At 34.9% G+C, this 17,876-nt stretch carries 19 protein-coding genes; 13 read left to right on the top strand and 6 right to left on the bottom strand.

The window, feature by feature from the left end; translation table 11 throughout:
* Positions 1-150: 150 nt before the first annotated feature.
* Positions 151-936: a T9SS type A sorting domain-containing protein gene (locus AEQSU_RS15800; protein WP_014783880.1), complete on the top strand. Its 786-nt coding sequence runs from the start codon at positions 151-153 to the stop codon at positions 934-936.
* Positions 937-1,049: 113 nt separating this feature from the next.
* On the opposite strand, the gene acs is transcribed toward AEQSU_RS15800, so the two are convergent.
* From acs to AEQSU_RS15775, 6 genes are all read right to left on the bottom strand, one after another.
* Positions 1,050-2,957 (bottom strand): acetate--CoA ligase, encoded by a 1,908-nt coding sequence (acs, locus tag AEQSU_RS15795; protein WP_014783879.1) that lies wholly within the window; start codon positions 2,955-2,957, stop codon positions 1,050-1,052.
* 115 nt (positions 2,958-3,072) lie between these two features.
* Entirely contained in the window at positions 3,073-3,357 is a 285-nt protein-coding gene (locus AEQSU_RS15790) for a TIGR03643 family protein (RefSeq protein WP_014783878.1), read from the bottom strand.
* Positions 3,354-3,764: a DUF2452 domain-containing protein gene (locus AEQSU_RS15785; protein ID WP_014783877.1), complete on the bottom strand. Its 411-nt coding sequence runs from the start codon at positions 3,762-3,764 to the stop codon at positions 3,354-3,356. The genes AEQSU_RS15790 and AEQSU_RS15785 overlap by 4 nt, the downstream gene beginning before the upstream one ends.
* Before the next feature lie 7 nt (positions 3,765-3,771).
* A complete protein-coding gene (locus AEQSU_RS16705; RefSeq protein WP_014783876.1) occupies positions 3,772-3,936 on the bottom strand; it encodes a Lacal_2735 family protein in 165 nt (54 codons plus the stop codon).
* A 384-nt stretch (positions 3,937-4,320) separates the two neighbouring features.
* Positions 4,321-4,545, bottom strand: a complete 225-nt coding sequence (locus tag AEQSU_RS16950; RefSeq protein ID WP_280956319.1) for a phosphatase PAP2 family protein — start codon at positions 4,543-4,545, stop codon at positions 4,321-4,323.
* Between the two features lie 3 nt (positions 4,546-4,548).
* Complete coding sequence (locus tag AEQSU_RS15775) at positions 4,549-5,049, bottom strand: phosphatase PAP2 family protein (RefSeq protein ID WP_245529087.1); 501 nt, start codon at positions 5,047-5,049, stop codon at positions 4,549-4,551.
* Positions 5,050-5,392: 343 nt separating this feature from the next.
* Between AEQSU_RS15775 and AEQSU_RS15770 the strand changes: the two genes are divergently transcribed.
* From AEQSU_RS15770 to AEQSU_RS15715, 12 genes are all read left to right on the top strand, one after another.
* Positions 5,393-5,806, top strand: coding sequence for a hypothetical protein (locus AEQSU_RS15770; RefSeq protein WP_211206523.1), 414 nt, complete (start codon positions 5,393-5,395; stop codon positions 5,804-5,806).
* 119 nt (positions 5,807-5,925) lie between these two features.
* A complete protein-coding gene (locus tag AEQSU_RS15765) occupies positions 5,926-6,690 on the top strand; it encodes a TolC family protein (RefSeq protein WP_042492152.1) in 765 nt (254 codons plus the stop codon).
* A gap of 2 nt (positions 6,691-6,692) precedes the next feature.
* Positions 6,693-7,607 (top strand): efflux RND transporter periplasmic adaptor subunit, encoded by a 915-nt coding sequence (locus AEQSU_RS15760; RefSeq protein WP_014783875.1) that lies wholly within the window; start codon positions 6,693-6,695, stop codon positions 7,605-7,607.
* Between the two features lie 2 nt (positions 7,608-7,609).
* Positions 7,610-10,609 (top strand): efflux RND transporter permease subunit, encoded by a 3,000-nt coding sequence (locus AEQSU_RS15755; protein ID WP_014783874.1) that lies wholly within the window; start codon positions 7,610-7,612, stop codon positions 10,607-10,609.
* Between the two features lie 191 nt (positions 10,610-10,800).
* Positions 10,801-11,559, top strand: coding sequence for a COG4705 family protein (locus AEQSU_RS15750; RefSeq protein ID WP_014783873.1), 759 nt, complete (start codon positions 10,801-10,803; stop codon positions 11,557-11,559).
* A gap of 35 nt (positions 11,560-11,594) precedes the next feature.
* Complete coding sequence (locus tag AEQSU_RS15745) at positions 11,595-12,269, top strand: response regulator transcription factor (protein ID WP_014783872.1); 675 nt, start codon at positions 11,595-11,597, stop codon at positions 12,267-12,269.
* 2 nt (positions 12,270-12,271) lie between these two features.
* Positions 12,272-13,516: a sensor histidine kinase gene (locus tag AEQSU_RS15740; protein ID WP_014783871.1), complete on the top strand. Its 1,245-nt coding sequence runs from the start codon at positions 12,272-12,274 to the stop codon at positions 13,514-13,516.
* An 86-nt stretch (positions 13,517-13,602) separates the two neighbouring features.
* A complete protein-coding gene (locus tag AEQSU_RS15735) occupies positions 13,603-14,070 on the top strand; it encodes a PepSY-like domain-containing protein (RefSeq protein ID WP_014783870.1) in 468 nt (155 codons plus the stop codon).
* 183 nt (positions 14,071-14,253) lie between these two features.
* Positions 14,254-14,727 carry a hypothetical protein gene (locus tag AEQSU_RS15730; protein WP_014783869.1) on the top strand — a complete coding sequence of 158 codons (474 nt, stop codon included), beginning with the start codon at positions 14,254-14,256 and terminating at the stop codon, positions 14,725-14,727.
* 158 nt (positions 14,728-14,885) lie between these two features.
* Positions 14,886-15,452 carry a phosphatase PAP2 family protein gene (locus AEQSU_RS15725; RefSeq protein ID WP_014783868.1) on the top strand — a complete coding sequence of 189 codons (567 nt, stop codon included), beginning with the start codon at positions 14,886-14,888 and terminating at the stop codon, positions 15,450-15,452.
* A 202-nt stretch (positions 15,453-15,654) separates the two neighbouring features.
* Complete coding sequence (eptA, locus tag AEQSU_RS15720) at positions 15,655-17,175, top strand: phosphoethanolamine--lipid A transferase EptA (protein WP_014783867.1); 1,521 nt, start codon at positions 15,655-15,657, stop codon at positions 17,173-17,175.
* A gap of 249 nt (positions 17,176-17,424) precedes the next feature.
* Positions 17,425-17,844: an HYC_CC_PP family protein gene (locus AEQSU_RS15715; RefSeq protein WP_014783866.1), complete on the top strand. Its 420-nt coding sequence runs from the start codon at positions 17,425-17,427 to the stop codon at positions 17,842-17,844.
* Positions 17,845-17,876: the final 32 nt, after the last annotated feature.

Here is a 17,876-nt window from a genome sequence, read left to right as displayed (position 1 = left end):
ATTACCGCTTTATTTGAAGCCGGACCCCTAAAAATTTCAATTGTTGAAATTTTTAGGGGTCTTTTTTTGTAGTTTTTTGTGCTGAAAATATATTTTTCACATGCTATTAACTAACTTCGTAGTCTAAAAACCTATAATTCCTCAACTATTATGAAAAAAATTACATTAATACTCTTGTTCTTTACCATTTTCGCAAATGCACAGACTAACAACTATCAGGTTGGCGATGTGGTAGATGATTTTACCGTAACTGATACTGAAGGAAACGAATATAACTTGTATTCTCTAATTGCAGAGGGTAAATATGTATGGCTCGATTTCTTTTTTGTAGACTGCGTGCCTTGCCAAGGTTCTGCACCCACGTTTAACGAGTTTTTTGATAAATATGGATGTAACGGAGGTGATGTATTTGCTATTTCCATAAACAATGGAAACGACAACAATGCTCGTGTTAGACAATATGAAATAGATCACGGTGGACCATTTAATCACGCACCCGCAGTAAGCAATGAAGGCGGCGGTCCAGCAGTTGACAACAACTTTGGTGTTAATGCATACCCAACCTTTTGCTTAATTGGACCTGGAAATAAAATGTTAAACAGAGACATTTGGCCGCTAAATGGAATTGAAACTTTCGAAAACACCTTCCCAGCTGGTTTTGATCCAGAGGTAATTCAGTGTTCTCTAGGAGTTTCAAACGCAACAGCTTTCGATTTCAACATATACCCAAGTATTTCCAATGGAAATGTAAACATAAACCTACCAAGTAATATGGAATCTTCCGTGGCAATATTTAACACGCTTGGACAGCAGGTTTTTCAGAATAATTATTCAGAAAGAAATATCAATCTGATTCTTCAACTTGCGCAAGGCGTTTATATTGTTAAGGTTTCCGCTTCGGATAGTTCGGTTAATAAGCGAATAATTATAAAATAGTATCTCCTCCATTTTTAATAATAAAGACCTACGTATCATTTAAGTAATGTGCGTGGGTTTTGTTTTTTTAATGATATTGTTATTAAAAATAGTTAGCGGCCTTTTTTCAAAATCTAAATCGCTCCATCCATTATTTCCTGCACCACTTCTGGGTTTAGCAGTGTCGAGATATCACCCAAATTGTTAGTATCCTTCTCTGCAATCTTTCTTAAAATGCGACGCATTATTTTTCCACTTCGGGTTTTTGGTAGGCCAGTGGTGAATTGTATTTTGTCCAGTTTGGCTATTGGTCCAATATGTTCGGTTATTATTTGGTTTATTTCTTTACGCAAGTTTTCGTGTAGGCGAGTTTCGCCAGTTTCTTTCAAAATAACAAAACCGTACAGCGCATTTCCCTTCACATCGTGTGGAAAGCCAACGATGGCGCTTTCTGCCACTGCTGGGTGTTCGTTTATGGCATCTTCAATTGGTGCGGTTCCTAAATTGTGACCAGAAACAATAATTACATCATCTACACGCCCCGTAATTCGGTAATAGCCTGTGCTGTCTCTTAATGCGCCATCTCCTGAAAAATAATTATTTTTAAAAGTTGAAAAATAGGTTTCGCGATACCGTTCGTGATTGTTCCAAATGGTTCGCGCCATTCCTGGCCACGGAAATTTGATACATAAACGTCCGCTCACTAAATTTCCTTTCAGTTCATCGCCATTTTCGTCCATCAATGCAGGCTGAATTCCAGGCAATGGAAGCGTAGCGTAGGTAGGAATAGTTGGTGTGGAGTAGGGAATGGGCGAAATCATAATTCCGCCTGTTTCGGTTTGCCACCACGTATCTACAATTGGGCAGTTTTTCTTCCCGATATTGTCGTTGTACCAGTGCCAAGCCTCTTCATTAATGGGTTCCCCAACGCTTCCCAAAATCTTGAGCGAAGAAAGATCATAGTTTGCTGAAAAATCCAAACGTTCTTTCGCCAAGGCACGTATTGCAGTTGGCGCGGTATAAAACTGGTTAATTTTATGCTTTTCAATAACTTGCCAAAAACGTCCAAAATCTGGGTAGGAGGGAACGCCTTCAAAAAGTACAGTTGTTGCGCCATTTGCCAATGGACCATAAACTATGTAACTGTGACCGGTGACCCAGCCAATGTCTGCGGTACACCAATAAACATCGTTTTCGCGGTATTGGAATACGTTTTTAAAAGTGTAAGCCGTGAAAACCATATAGCCAGCCGTGGTATGAACCATTCCTTTTGGTTTTCCGGTGGAGCCAGAAGTGTAGAGGATAAAAAGTGGATCTTCCGCATCCATAATTTCTGGAGCACATTGGTTGCTAGCTTCATCAAGCAAGGGTTGAAGCCACTTATCGCGACCTTCTTTCATCGTAATTTCAGAATTCATGCGTTTAGCAACGAGAACAGTTTTTACGTTTGGGCAGGAATTCATTGCTTCGTCTACAATTCCTTTTAAATCTATTGTTTTTCCACCGCGATAAGAGCCGTCGCTGGTGATGACCATTTTGCAATCAGAATCATTAATTCGAGTGTGAAGTGCGGTGGAAGAAAACCCCGCAAAAACCACAGAATGTATTGCGCCAATACGCGCGCAGGCCAATAATGAAACCGCCAGTTCAGGAATCATTGGTAAGTAAATACAAACTCGATCTCCTTTCTTTACTCCGTGGTCTAGCAAAACGTTTGCAAACCGACAAACGCGGTCGTGAAGCTGGTTGTAGGTGATATGTTCGGCTTCTTCGGAAGGGTTGTTGGGCTCAAAAATGATGGCTGTTTTGTTGCCACGTGCATATAAATGCCTATCTATACAGTTTTCAGTAATGTTTAGTTTTGCGCCTTTATACCACGAAACTTCAGGTTTTGAGAGGTCATATTCCAGTACTTTATCCCATCGTTTGCGCCACATAAAGTTTTCTTCGGCTATTTCTTCCCAGAAATTTTCAGGATCGCGAACAGATTTTCTATAAACTTGAAAGTATTCTTCTAAATTTTTAATGTGGTAATTGCTCATGATTAAATATGTTTCTGAAAAAATTCTGAATTAGTTGAATCGGTTCAGTAATATATTTAATTAAGATGAGTTTTAAAAATGAATATTGATATTTGTTTTTAAGGGAAGAATGAAATTACCTTTTACTTATTTTATTTCCAGAAATGGTTTTCTGCCGCGAGCATTTAAAGCGGCTGATTTCTGAACTTCTTTTTTTGAGGTGTTTTTTGCTTACGCCACTATTAACGCGTTTGCGCCAAAGTTTGAAGCTACTTTCCTTAAGATTGCCACGCATTATTTTTATAATTTCCTTTTCCGGAAATCCAAATTGAAACTCTATTGCTTCAAAAGGAGTGCGGTCTTCCCAGGCCATTTCAATAATTCTGTCCAATTGTCTTTCTGTTAAGGCTTCACCTATCATAATTCGTTTACTTTTTCCCAGGTTTGATCTACGTTCAGATAGAAACTGCCTATATGTTTAAAATTGCATTGTCCTGGAGCAATTAAGGATAGAAAGCTCTTGCCTTCCTTTCTTTTATAAAGATGGTAAATCTCGCCAATTACGGGTTCAAAACTAAATTCTGAATTGAAAATGAGATTGTTATATTCAAACTCCATAATCATTTTTTCATATTCAGCTTTTAGCTCTAAATATTTGGCGTTTACTTTATGGTTTGTTTTGTTGATGCTTCTGTTTTTCCAAGCCGTAGTATCTGAAATTGTTATGACTGGCGATCCTAATGAAGTTGGATAGGGCTTTAGCGCTGCATCATACCTATTATTTTCAATATTGAAAACTACGTTATCGGGTTTTTTCTCATCTGTCATTATCAAACTATTTCAGTTTTTCCAGTTGTTTCATCACTTCTTCAGCTTCATAAGCCTTTTGGTCGCTTAACTTTCGGTTGGTTGTAGAAAGCTTGAAGGATTCATTTGATAATTTTTGATATTTTTCCTGCAATACTTCCTTTTCTGATTTCTTTTTAAATAGTCCGAACATAGCTTCATTTTTATAGGGTTTTAACCTAATTTATTTGTTGGTGAAGATACAAGATGTTTAAAGAATTAACGAATTTGTTAAACAGAATATTTAGTTAAATTATATAGACGTTGAAAACAAAGGGGTGGTTAAAAATTGAAAAGCTCGTAAATATATGTTTAAGAGCTTTGCGGAGAAAGAGGAACTAACCATTTTTTTGAAAACATAGGTTTTATAGTACTTGATAAGTGTATAGTTTTTTATACGCACCTTTCTTGAAACTTTAATATTTTTAGGATAAAGTAAATTTTATTTAATGATGTTTAGAAGTACCCCTTAATTTCTATAATCTCAGGTTTTCTAAAGAAAGCAGTGAAAATTTTTAAAGAATAAAAACTCGTAAAATCAAGTTGCAGAATCTTTCTTAAAAACTTTTATCAAATTGAAGATCATAATACAAAAAACAACCCAAATAAATCCAGCAATATAACCGCCAGCTACATCAGATGGATAATGAACACCGAGATAAACTCGGCTAACGCCAATACTGAGTATAAACAAGACTAATAACAAGATCAAAAAATATTTCAAAATTTTGCTAATTTTAAATTGAAATACTAAATAAATCAAAAGTCAATAGAATGACATAGCCAACATAGCGTGGCCACTTGGATAACTTGAAGTGTTTACTGCAACTAAATGTTTTACATCAGGCCTTGCCCTATTGATTATTTTTTTAAGTATCAAATCAGAACTTAATGCCAATATCATCACTAAAGATAATTCGGCCACGTACTTCCAACTTCTAAATACTGAATAAAATATAAGGTTGCATAGTACAAAAACAATTACATATCCCCAAGTATCCCCAAGATTGGTCATAAATATAAAATACTCAGTTAGCGCAGGTGTTCGATAACTCACAATTGTCTTGCTAATAAGAGAATCGTAGGATGCCAAATATTTAGATTTCAAATCTTCAGTAAGCTCAATAAATACATTTATTCCAACTATTACAATTACTGAAGTAATGAAAGCAGTAATAATATAGGGAAGCTTTTTATCGTATTTTTTAAAATTAATTGAAAGAATATTGCCTAAACGTTTTATTATGGCTACCAGTAAATCTTTCATATTGAGTAAAATTTTAAGGAATTAAAATTTAAATGTACTCTCAGATTCTAAAGAAAATATGAAGTTTTAAGTTGTCTTTAGTTTTTCACTTTAATATTTCTTTAGATTTCGCTGCTACTTTTACTTCATATTAAAAAATAAATTTTCAGGGCATATAGGCAAAATTACGTTTTAGGTTACAGACATCGTTTATTTGAATTAGCCACATTTAAAGGTATCGTGCCTAAGTGTAAGCCCTGATAGGGAAGTAGGATTAATATTTGGTTTCGCACACTTCTTCCCTCGTCAGGCACTATTGTCTTCAAATGACTTCCATTTTTTTATTGTAGACTTAAAGTAGAAATTGAGCAAACTAATAATGAAACATACTCAGCTTACTCTTATCTTTTTATTGTTGGCATTCTTAAAGGTTTCTGCCCAAGATATTAGAGAACTTGACTATTATTTGCTTCAAGCAAAAAATAATACTCCTGCCTTGCTAGAAAACAGAAATCTTGAGCAAATTGGGGAACTCCAAAATAAGTTGATAATCGCTCAAAACAGGGCTTTTCAGATCAATGCCACTTCAGAAGTTTTAGTGGCTCCTTATTTTGATAATAATGGCAAACCGATAGATATTACAACCACTCCATCGCCAAATGCTTTTGGTTACGATGTTGGCATCACCAATGGAGGGCTTTATTCCGCGCAGCTAAATGTTACCAAAAACCTTTTTAACCAAGCGGTAATCGATAATTTGTTATTTCAGATAAAATAAAAAATAATTCGATCCAGCTTTCTTCGGAAGAGATTTCACACAATTTAATAAAGAATATTACTGATCTGTATATCACAACTTATCAGCTTCAACTGCAGGCCGAATTCACGAAGGAAATTTTGAGCGATTTGGATAACAGATTGCAGGTTGTAGAACTTTTGGTAAAACGCGCTGTTTTGATGGAAAGTGATTATTTGCTGTTGCAACTAGATATTGAAAGCAAAAAGCTTGAACTGAAACAAATTCAAAACAATTTTAAAACTTCGATAGCCCAGTTGTACAGCTTGAGTGGTATTCCATTAGAATCCATTGACAAAATAGCGCAGCCAGATATTTCAGCAATCGGTAGTCCAACTGAATTTTTTTACAATAAAAAATTTCAAAATGACAGTTTACAGGTTGCTGCAGACGAGCAGGTATTTAACAACCAATATAAACCCCAAGTGTCTGTGTATGCAAATACAGGATTGAACGCTGTGGAATTGCAGAATATTGAACACAGAATAGGAGCGAGTGCGGGACTGCGATTGACGATTCCTATTTACGATGGCGGGCAGCGAAAGTTTAATGAAATGCAAAACGATATGAAAAAGGAGAGCCTTGAATACTATCGTGAAAATTCTAAAATACAGTTGAAAAATAGACTTGAAAGTATTAAACAACAAGTATCAGGACTTGACAAAACCATGCAATTGATGGAAAATCAATTAAAAAAACAGAATAACATACTTGAAATATATAAGGGAAAGTTGGTGCAGGGGCAGGTATCGATTGTGGACTACCTAAACGTGATCCAGAATTACAAACAGAATGTTTACGCACAATTGCAAATGCAGACCAATCACTGGTTATTACAGAGCCAGTATAATTTTATTAACTGGTAATTATGGTTATACAATACATCAAAAATATAACAATCGTGTTGCTGCTTTTAAGCGTAACGGCCTGCAAGAAAACTGTGGAAACAAAGGAAACAAAAAAAGTGCCTATCGCAGTGAGTGTAATAAAAGTTCAGCGAAACGACATCAAAGAATATCTAACTTTTAATGGTGTTACACAGTATCAAAAAAAGGATGATATTCGGTCAAATATCACTGGGTATATTTCGTATATGCCTTTTAAAATTGGCGATCCAATACGGATAGGTCAAACATTTGCTTCACTCCGAACTAAAGAACAGGATGCGCTGAAAGAAGCCGTAAAAATTGACAGTTCGCTCGCAAAATTTATAGGTCCTATAAGAATTGCAAGCAATGCAAACGGAATTATTACTGTTCTGAACGTTACCCAAAATGGTTATGTAGCAGAAGGAGATATATTGGCAACAATTGTACAGCCTAAAACCTTGGTTGTTCAAGTGAATGTACCCTATGAGTATGAAGGAACGATAAAAATTGGTTCTGTATGTGAAATTTTATTGCAGAATGGACAAACACTCTCTGCAAAAATAACGGGAACTTTACCAATGATAGATCCGGCAGCCCAATCGCAAGTTTTTTTAATAGCCTTACCAGACGCTTCACTTCCCGAAAACCTAAATGTACAGGTCCGCACGATATTCAAAGAAGATGCTGAAGCTATGGCAATTCCTAAAAAAGCCCTTCAAACCAATGAGCTGTTGACCGATTATTGGGTTATGAAAGTAGTAAATGATTCATTGGCAATCAAAGTGGCTGTGTTTCCAGAGTTAAAGAATGATTCGCTTATTCAGATTAAATCTGATAAAATTCATTTGAATGATTTAGTGATTTTAGAAGGAGCTTACCAAATGCAGGATTCTACCCTGGTAAAATACAAATAGCCATGAAGAACCTGCATTCCAGTTATAAATATCCCATCTTGGCCATTGCCGTTTTATTGTTGGTGGGCGGCGTGTTTTCCTATAAAAATTTAAAAACGGGACTCTTTCCGGATATTACGTTTCCAAAAATCAAAGTTATTGCAGATGCTGGGCAGCAACCAGTAGATAAGATGATGACCACGGTAACGATACCGCTGGAAAACATTATTCGTCGTACGGAAGGCTTGCAATATATACGCAGCACAACCTCACGTGGCAGTTGTGAGATTTCAGTATTTCTAGATTGGAACATGGACATCAATACGGCGAAGGCACAGATCGAGTCGTTCATCAGTCAATCCAAGGACAACATACTTCCCAACACAGTGTTTTCCGTAGAAAAAATGAACCCCTCTATTTTACCGGTTATGGGTTATTCCGTGGAAGGAGACGGACTCTCTCAAGTAGAACTAAAAAAGATTGCAAAATATACCATTAAGCCTTATTTGGCTGCAACGCAAGGAGTTTCAGATATTGTGGTAATTGGGGGGAAGGATAAGGAATACCGCATAGTCCTGAATCCAGCTACCATTAAATCTTTGGGAATTTCCCTGACCACGATTCAAAATGCCGTTACAAACTCAAATATTCTACAATCCAATGGTTTTATAACTGATTATGACCGCATGTACTTGACACTTACAGACAATGCCGTTCATAATATCTCAGAACTAGAGGATCTGGTAATTGTAAACAGTCCCACCCGTTTAATCAGATTAAAGGATGTAGCAAACATTGAGGTTTCAGAAGTAAAAGAATACGTAAAAATCCTCGCCAATGGCAAAAATGTGCCAACTATTGCGGTAATCAAACAGCCAAACGCCAATTTGGTAGATATAAACGCTAGCATAGAGCAAAAGGTAAAAGAACTGGCAAATATTTTACCCAAGGGCGTTGTTCTAAAACCCTATTATAAACAGGCCGATTTTGTAAACACGAGTATCTCGAGTATCAAAGACGTTCTTTGGATAGGACTGGTATTGGCACTCTTGGTAGTTATAATTTTCTTACGATCTTTTTCGGCCAGTTTGGTCGTACTATTTACAATTCCCGTGTCGCTTTCGCTTACGCTCATCATCTTGGAAGCTTTCAATTATACCTTCAATATTATGACCCTTGGTGCCGTTGCAGCCGCTATTGGATTGATGATAGATGATGTGGTGGTGATAATAGAAAAAATTCATAAAATAAAGGAAGAAAATCCAGAAGAAAATATGAGCTGGATTGCTCACGAGACAATAAAACATTTATTTCCCGCAATGGTGGGGTCCTCATTAAGCACAGTCGTTATATTCATTCCTTTTGTATTAATGACAGGGGTTGCCGGAGCGTACTTTCAGGTAATGGCTTATACAATGATTATGGCCTTAGCGGCTTCCTTTGTAGTGACTTGGCTTGTGGTACCGGTACTTTCAATTTTATTTACCCGGAAAAATTCAAAAGCTAAGAAACACGAGACTAAAACAAAATGGATACATAATATTCTGGCAAAACCAATAATAGGAATTGTATTCCTTGCATTTTGTATAATTTTAATAATATTGATTCCGTCCAAATTACCATCAGGATTTTTGCCTGAAATGGATGAGGGTAGCATTATATTGGATTATAAGAGTCCACCAGGAACAACGCTAGAAGAAACTGACAGAATGCTCCAGATTGTAAACAAGGTGTTGGACGGTCAGCCAGAAGTGGAAGCTTATTCTGCCCGTTTGGGAACACAATTGGGGTTTTTCATCACTGAACCCAACCGAGGTGATTATCTGATAAAATTAAAAGATAAACGCAGTAAAACCACCACTGAGGTTTCCGATGAAATTCGCAGTAAAGTGGAAGCAAAACTTCCCCAATTAACCATCGATTTTGGGCAGGTAATAGGCGATATGCTTGGCGATCTTATGAGTTCTGTTCAACCTATTGAAGTGAAGGTTTTTGGGGACGATGTAAATAAACTAGAATCTCTTTCCAAGGAAATAGCTTCACAGATCGAGAAAGTGAAGGGCACGGCAGATGTTAACGATGGAATTATCTTGGCCGGTCCGGAGCTAAACATTCAGCCCAACGTGCCCAAATTGGCACAACTGGGACTGACCGTTGCAGATTTTCAGCTACAAATGCAGACACAAATAGAGGGTACTGTTTTAAGTACTGTTATTGATAAAGAGCAGATTATTGACATTAGGCTCATTTATCCTGATGCCAACCAAATCTCGATTGAAAATATTAAAAACGCATCAATTCTTTTGCCTAACGGTAATTCAGTACCAATAAATACGGTCGCTACCATCAATACTCAAAAGGGAGTTGCGGAAATAAACCGTGAAAACCAGAAATCAATGGGCGTTATTACGGCCCGTTTGGACAAAAGGGATTTGGGATCAACTTTAAACGAAATACAGAATACCTTAACTAAGAATATAAGTCTTCCCCCCGGATATTCCATTGAATATGGTGGTGCATACAAAGAACAGAAACAGGCTTTTAAGGAGTTGTTGATGATTTTGATTTCCGCAATTCTCTTGGTGTTTATTGTTATTCTTTTTCTATTCCGAAGAATAAAAATTGCTTTTGCTATTATTGTTGTTGCGATTTTGGGGGTTGCGGGCTGTTTGTTAGGGCTTTTTATTACTGGAACACCGCTTAACGTTGGCAGTTATACAGGCATTGTAATGATTGTGGGAATTATTGGCGAAAATGCCATTTTTACGTATCGGCAATATTGCGATACTGATTCATCATTAACACATTTGGAAAAAATTGAATATTCTATTGCCACTCGGCTGCGACCAAATTTAATGACTGTTTTTGCAGCAATTATGGCACTTGCACCACTCGCTTTGGGAATTGGGGCAGGAGCGCAACTGCATCAACCTTTGGCCATTGCTGTGATTGGTGGATTGGTGTTTGCATTGCCGCTTTTATTGGTGATTTTGCCTACTATTTTGAAAATAATTAAAGAATAAACTTTTGATTTTTTTTCATACAATAATAGAATTAGGTTTTGCATATTCCAGCGGCAGCTGAAAGAAATAAACTCCTTCAGAAGTAAAGCAAACGCCAATCTTTTTGAAATCCTTAAACAGATTCTACTTTAGAATACATTTAGAATTCGCTACTACCTTTATAGCTTAATCAATTAAAAATAAAGTAAGTCATGAAAAAGGAATTGCTAAATAGAGTAGCGGAGTTGGGGATTTTATTTTGGGTCATTAAAATATTTTCAACCACAGTAGGAGAAACAGCAGCAGATTACATTGCAGTTAATTTAAATTTTGGTCTGCCAACAACTACAATTTTAATGGGTGTAATTACCATTATTGTTGTTATTTGGAATTTTAGACAGAAAAAATACTATCCGCCTGCCTACTGGCTATTAATTGTAATGATGAGTATTGAAGGAACTTTAATTACCGATTATTTGGTAGACAATCTGGGTGTTTCATTATTAATATTAGACGTTGTTTTTACTATTGCAATGGCGGTTGTATTTTATTTATGGTACGCAAAAGAAGAAACACTGTCCATTCACTCAATCAACAATAATGCAAGGGAACGGTTTTATTGGATTATTGTGTTAACAACATTTGCTTTAGGTACTGGGGTGGGCGATACCGTTTCAGAATATTTGAATGTGGGGTATTTATATTCTCTTGTTATTTTCGGTTCAATTTTCATTTTAGCGGGCATTTTATACTACACCAAAATTATAAGTGCTGTTTTGGCATTCTGGATAGCATTTATAGTTACAAGACCCATTGGTGCTTCGTTGGGAGATTTGTTTATACAGGCTCCAAAAGATGGTGGACTGGGAATTTCAATAACTATAATAAATATTATCTTTTTTGCGGTAATTATAGCTTGTGTAGTGTATTTGACATTTAACTCACATAAAAAAGAAAAGATAGTGGCATAATCAAATATCAGTTTTATTACTCTAATTTTATAAAGATGAAATATTTAATAGCCGAAGACGAGATTGATCTACAACGAGCCATAGTTACTTATTTGGAACGCGATGGAAATTTGTGTGAAGTAGCATCAAATTTTAATGAAGCTTCGGAAAAGGTCGCGATGTATGATTACGATGTGATTATTTTAGATGTAAATCTAATTTCTGGCAGTGGTCTTGACATACTTAAATCTTTAAAAAAAGAAAATAAGGATGTTGGCGTAATTATTATATCGGCAAACAATTCGCTGACAGATAAGCTGGAAGGTCTTGATTTGGGCGCTGATGATTATATAACAAAACCATTTCACTTAGCAGAATTAAATGCGCGAATAACCGCTGTTTTGCGGAGGGGAAAGTACGGAGGAAACGAGCTTATTGAATTTAATGAAATTAAAATAGACACACGTTCCAGAACTGCATATATTGATGGAAAAGCAATGGCGCTGACGAAAAAGGAATATGACTTACTCGTATTTTTTGTGTCGAATAAAGGAAGGGTGCTCTCAAAAGAAATAATAGCGGAACATCTTTGGGGCGACAATAGTGATCTATTGGACAACTTTGATTTTATTTATGTGCACATCAATAACTTGCGTAAAAAATTAACTTCAGAAGGGGCAAAATATATAAAAACAGCTTATGGAAGTGGATACAAATTTATTGAAGACTAGGAATGGGTAAAAAAACAAAACTTATAAAAAAAACATCAAAAACCTTTCTGTTGACCGGTTTTGTTTTGACAGTTTTGAGTTCCATTGCATTATATTTTTACACAAAAAGCTTACTCCAAGATCAGGTAGAAGAAAGTTTATATTCCACGGAGGCCCGAGTTATAAATGCCTTAAAAAAAGGTAAACCAGTTCTTTCATTCCCTCCCATTACAGAAATAAAACAAGCAAGTCTGATAAGACCTAAAATTTTAAAGGACACTGTCATTTATGACCCATCCCAAGACGAAATGGAAGCCTTTCGTGAACTTTCAAGTTGGAAGGAAATAAACGGTGAAACGTATCAAATAACCGTGAGAAATTTGGTAGTTGAATCTGAGGATATTCTTATAGCTATTGTATTTTCAAATATAGCCATTTTTGTATTGGCATTTCTATTTTTATTCTTTTTCAATACTAGAAAGAATATTAAACTTTGGAATCCTTTTTTCACAAATTTGGAACAGATGAAAGGATTCTCTCTCTCTTCAAATAAAGAACTACAACTTGTTGACAGTGACGTTTTGGAATTTTCTGAACTAAAAGATGAAATATTATTATTGACTTCCAAAGTTAGGACTGACTATGAAAGCTTAAAACAGTTCACTGAAGATGTTTCGCACGAAATGCAGACCCCTTTGGCAATTATTCAGGCCAAGATTGATAATATTATCAATGAGCATACTATTAATGACAAACAGTTCGAGCAAATTTCTTCCATTCAAAAGGACATTCAACGTTTGAAGAATCTCAACCAACGAATTACCTTACTTACTAAAATTGACAATAATCAATTTATAAGGGTTGAAGATGTTAATATTACAAAGCTTTTGGAGGAAAAGATAGAAAATTTTAAAGAGTTAGAGATTGATTATATAACGCTAGCTTCAAAAAACGATCTTATCACTTCAATGGATTTTTATCTTGCCGATATTTTAATAAACAATTTAATTTCCAACGCCATTAAGCATAGTGGTGAAGAAAAAAAGATTTCTATAATTGCAGAAAATAAAACCTTGGTAATATCCAATTATGGTCAAAATGCTTTAAAGCATCCTGAAAAACTATTTCTTAGATTTTATAGGGAGGTAAATTCTGTGCAATCCACTGGGCTCGGACTGGCCATTGTAAAAAAAATATGTGATTTCTATAATTTTGATCTCTCCTATAGTTTTGCAAACCAACAACATTCGTTCTCAATCACATTTTAAAGAAATAATCTTCATTCTTTAGATTCTCTTAAAATCAACTTTAGAATTGGTAGTTACTTTTATTTTATAATTTAAAAAAAATAGTTATGAAAACAATAAAAGTATTATTAGCAGTCGCATTAACTTCGGTTATGTTTAGCTTTTGCTCCGCAGGAGAAAAGGTCCCCCAAAAAGTAAAGAATGCGTTCACTAAAAAGTTTCCAACAGCAAAATCTGTAAAGTGGGATAAGGAATCTGCAAATGAATGGGAAGCAGAGTTTAAAATGAATAAAATGGAATACTCAGCAAATTTTTCGGATGATGGCACTTGGAAAGAAACCGAGCATGAAATAGTGGAAAAAGATTTACCCGCCGCCGTTAAAAAGGCATTGTCTGATGGTTTTCCAGGATTCAAAACAGAAGAAATGGAACTATCTGAAACAGCTTCAGGTGCGGTCTATGAATTTGCATTGGAGAAAGGAGATACTGAGATGGAAGTTGCCATTGACTCTTCGGGAAAAGTAATTAAACAAGAAAAGAAAACAGAAAAAAGCGATAAAGAAGACAACGATTAGATTAAGTTTTTTAGGTTGGTTAAGTAGTTGATTATTAAAGTGCCGTGAAGTGCCATTTCAAGGCACTTTTTTTTATGCTAGTTCAAGAATTCCTTTAGATTTCCTTCAATTTAAGAAAAGAATTGGGCTTTAATTTTGGGTGTTAATAAAATGAAAATAGATACTCAATTTAAAAATTGCGCTATGAATTTAAGCAAATCCATTTTAATAATTATTTTGGTAAGTTTCACTCTAATTTCCTGTAGTCCACAACCACCAGAAACTGTAATTAATGTCTTTGTATATCAATTTACTAACGCAAAAGATATAAGCTGGAAACTGGAATATAATGGTTTATGGAAAGCCTCTTTTCACATTATTAAGTTTGAATATATGAGCGCATTCTATGACAAGGAAGGGATGTGGGTTTCTAATGAAAGGGAAGTTTTTATAGATGATATCCCCGCAGCACTTCTTATAGCATTACAAAAAAAATATCCACGTGACTCAGTGGTAAAATCTTTTGAACGAACAACTCCAGCTGGAATAGATTATGGATTTGAAATTGAAGTTGATGGATCGATCATAGTAATTGGCTATGATGAGAACAAAGCATTTTTCGTGATGGAGGATGAAACCTTCCAGATCAATAATGAATTTACTGTTGAAAATGATTGATTTTAAAACACCTTTTTAAATCAGCGCGTTTTCCAAACTTCAGAATTTCTTAAGATTTCAACAATACATTTACTTTAGAATTTTAACAACCCCCTACATAGACTCAAAAACTACTTCACATCTTTTCATTTTTAAAAAAAATCTTTATACCGAAGTCTATGAAAAAAATACTTGTATTATTATTTATTATGACGGTTGGACTGTTATGGTCTCAAGAAGGGTTGTCTAGACAAACTAGATTTGAAAATACCATTCAGGATAGTGGTAATTATGCACAACATGTGTCGGTTGTTGCGGCATTTGCTTTAATTCTTGCAAAAAAAGATAAGGAGGGTTTTTGGCAGTTTGCTGAATCCTTTGGCACGACACTGGGAACAACTTTTATTTTAAAATATGCTATAAATAAATCTAGACCAAATGGAGCAATCGATGGGCATGCATTTCCATCTGGCCATACGGCGGAAGCTTTTTCTGGAGCTTCTTTTATTCAAAGAAGATATGGTTGGAAATTTGGTGTTCCCGCCTATTTGGTTGCCGGATATGTAGGAGTTTCTCGATTGGAAGGCCATAATCCTAGACATGACGGATGGGATGTTTTGGCAGGCACCATTGTAGGTATAGGAAGTACTTATATCTTCACCACTCCATATGAGCGGGACCATTACGAACTTTCTTTTAAAAGTGGAGGTGGAGATTATCTGCTTGGTTTGAAATATAAGTTTTAATTCTATTCCTAATAAATTCCATTAAAAAAAAGAACACTGTTTGCGATTGCCCCTCAACAGCAGTTGCAGAGACTTGCCTTTTCATAATGCGCAACATATCTTGGAAGTTTTTTAATTAATAAAATAGTTACTGAAAATTTGATTGTATTTTAGTTTTCGTTACTTAGTTTTCTCGGAACACAATTTATAATTATGAATATTTATGTTTAAAAAGAACATTAAATTAACCCATTTTGTAGTAGTAGCAAGTTTAATTAATTTCTTATTTTTTCATTTTCCTTTTTTTAAGTTCGTATTTAATAAGCTCGATTATAAAAGTTTAAGCGGTCTTACCATTATTGTTAGTTTGTTAATTATCATGCTGGTTGTAAACGCTTTTGTACTTTATCTTATATTTTTTCTTTCTCGAATAGTCGGAAAATTTCTTTTGATTTTCTTTTTCATCGGCAACGCAATTGCTATTTATTTTATAAATACCTACAATGTTTTGATTGACATAACAATGATTGGTAACATACTAAATACCGATTATGGAGAGGCCAGTAGTTTCTTTTCGTTTGGCTTAATTCTCTACTTAATTTTGTTAGGCATAATTCCTACCTTTTTTATTATCAAAGCAAAAATCACCAAAGAACCACTCAAAAGATTTTTGATTAAATGTTCCGTAACGTTGCTTTTTATTATAGTAATGGTCTTCGTAAATGGTGGCAACTGGCGATGGATTGATAAAAATTCAACCAAATTGGGCGCTTTGGCAATGCCTTGGTCTTATATGGTAAACACTTCAAGATATTATATCTATAAAAGTAAAGAGAATGAAAAAGAAATTTTATTGCCCAACGCGACCATAAAGGACACTGTAAAATCCATTGCAGTATTAGTAATTGGAGAATCTGCACGAAGTGAAAACTTTTCACTTTATGGTTATGAAAAACTTACAACTCCGCTATTGTCGAAGATGGAAAATGTTCATAGTTTTAATGCGACTGCCTGTGCTACATACACAACAGCAGGAGTGAAGTGCATTTTGGAACATAAAAACTCCAGTGATTTATTTGAGATTTTACCTAATTACCTATATAGAAATAATATAGAAGTTATTTGGCGAACTACAAATTGGGGCGAACCTCCAGTTCATATTAAGAATTTTTTCAATAAAGAAGATTTAAGAAATGGCTGTGAAGGAGAAGCCTGTAGTTATGATGAAGTTCTATTAAAAGGATTGAAAGAGCAAATACTCGCAAGTAAAAAAGATAAAATATTAGTTATTTTACACACAAGTACAAGCCACGGTCCGTCGTATAATAAAAAATACCCAGCTGAATTTGAAAAGTTTAAGCCAGTCTGCACGAGCGTTGCGTTAGGAGAATGTACGCAAGCAGCGCTCATCAACGCGTATGATAATACTATTGTATATACAGATTATTTACTTGCTAGTTTAATTGATGATTTAAAGCAATTAAAACAATACAAGAGTACGATGCTATTCGTTTCAGATCACGGTGAATCTTTAGGGGAAAATAATTTATACATGCACGGGATACCTGCGGCCTTTGCACCCAAAGAGCAATTAGAAATTCCCTTTATAGTCTGGCTGCCTGATGGCTCGAGAAAATTAAAGCCCCTAAAAACACTCACACAAGGGTATGTATTTCATAGTGTCTTAAATTTTTTAGCAATAGAGAGTCCTATTTTTAATGAAGATTTGAACATATATAATTAATTGATAATTCAATTATGAGATCTAAGTATAAATTATAGTTTACTACTGAGGGAACATCATCTAAATTTTAAATGCTCACCATAATTTTTATATATTCTTGTTTTGAGGAATTTCCTTCGTAATGATTAATTATAAAATCAAAAAAATACAATTTACATATTTAGGCTTTTCGCTCAACAGTATTTTAAACGTCTGACTTATTTATTTAAAATCAAAACTTGTCGCATTTTTTTCATAAATTTGCAGTACATGAAAAAATTAATCCACAATTCAATAGCTGTCATTATGGCTGGCGTAGTTCTTTTTACTACTATGTCCTTTGCTGTTGATTTTCATTATTGTGGAGATACTTTGGTAGATTTTTCATTTGTTCAGCAGGCAGATTCCTGTGGAATGGAAAAAACACCCATTGTTGCAAATTGTGAAAATTCATCAGTAAGTGAAAAACCCTGCTGTAAAGATCAGCAATTGATTAAGCAAGGTCAAGATGACCTAAAAATTTCATTTGATCAGTTATCATTTCAGCAGCAAATTTTTGTCACTTCACTTACATTTTCTTATATCAGTCTTTTTGAAGGAACAGAATCTACAGCTATTCCTTTTGTGGCCTATCCACCTCCATTCATTGAACGGGATGTGAAAGTGTTACACCAGACTTTCTTGATTTGATTTTTTAGACAGTATCCCGATGTTTCGGGATT

Source organism: Aequorivita sublithincola DSM 14238, from assembly GCF_000265385.1.
Taxonomy (GTDB): Bacteria; Bacteroidota; Bacteroidia; order Flavobacteriales; family Flavobacteriaceae; genus Aequorivita; species Aequorivita sublithincola.
The sequence above is the reverse complement of the archived record's forward strand: the minus strand, read 5'-3'. Positions and strand labels throughout refer to the sequence as shown.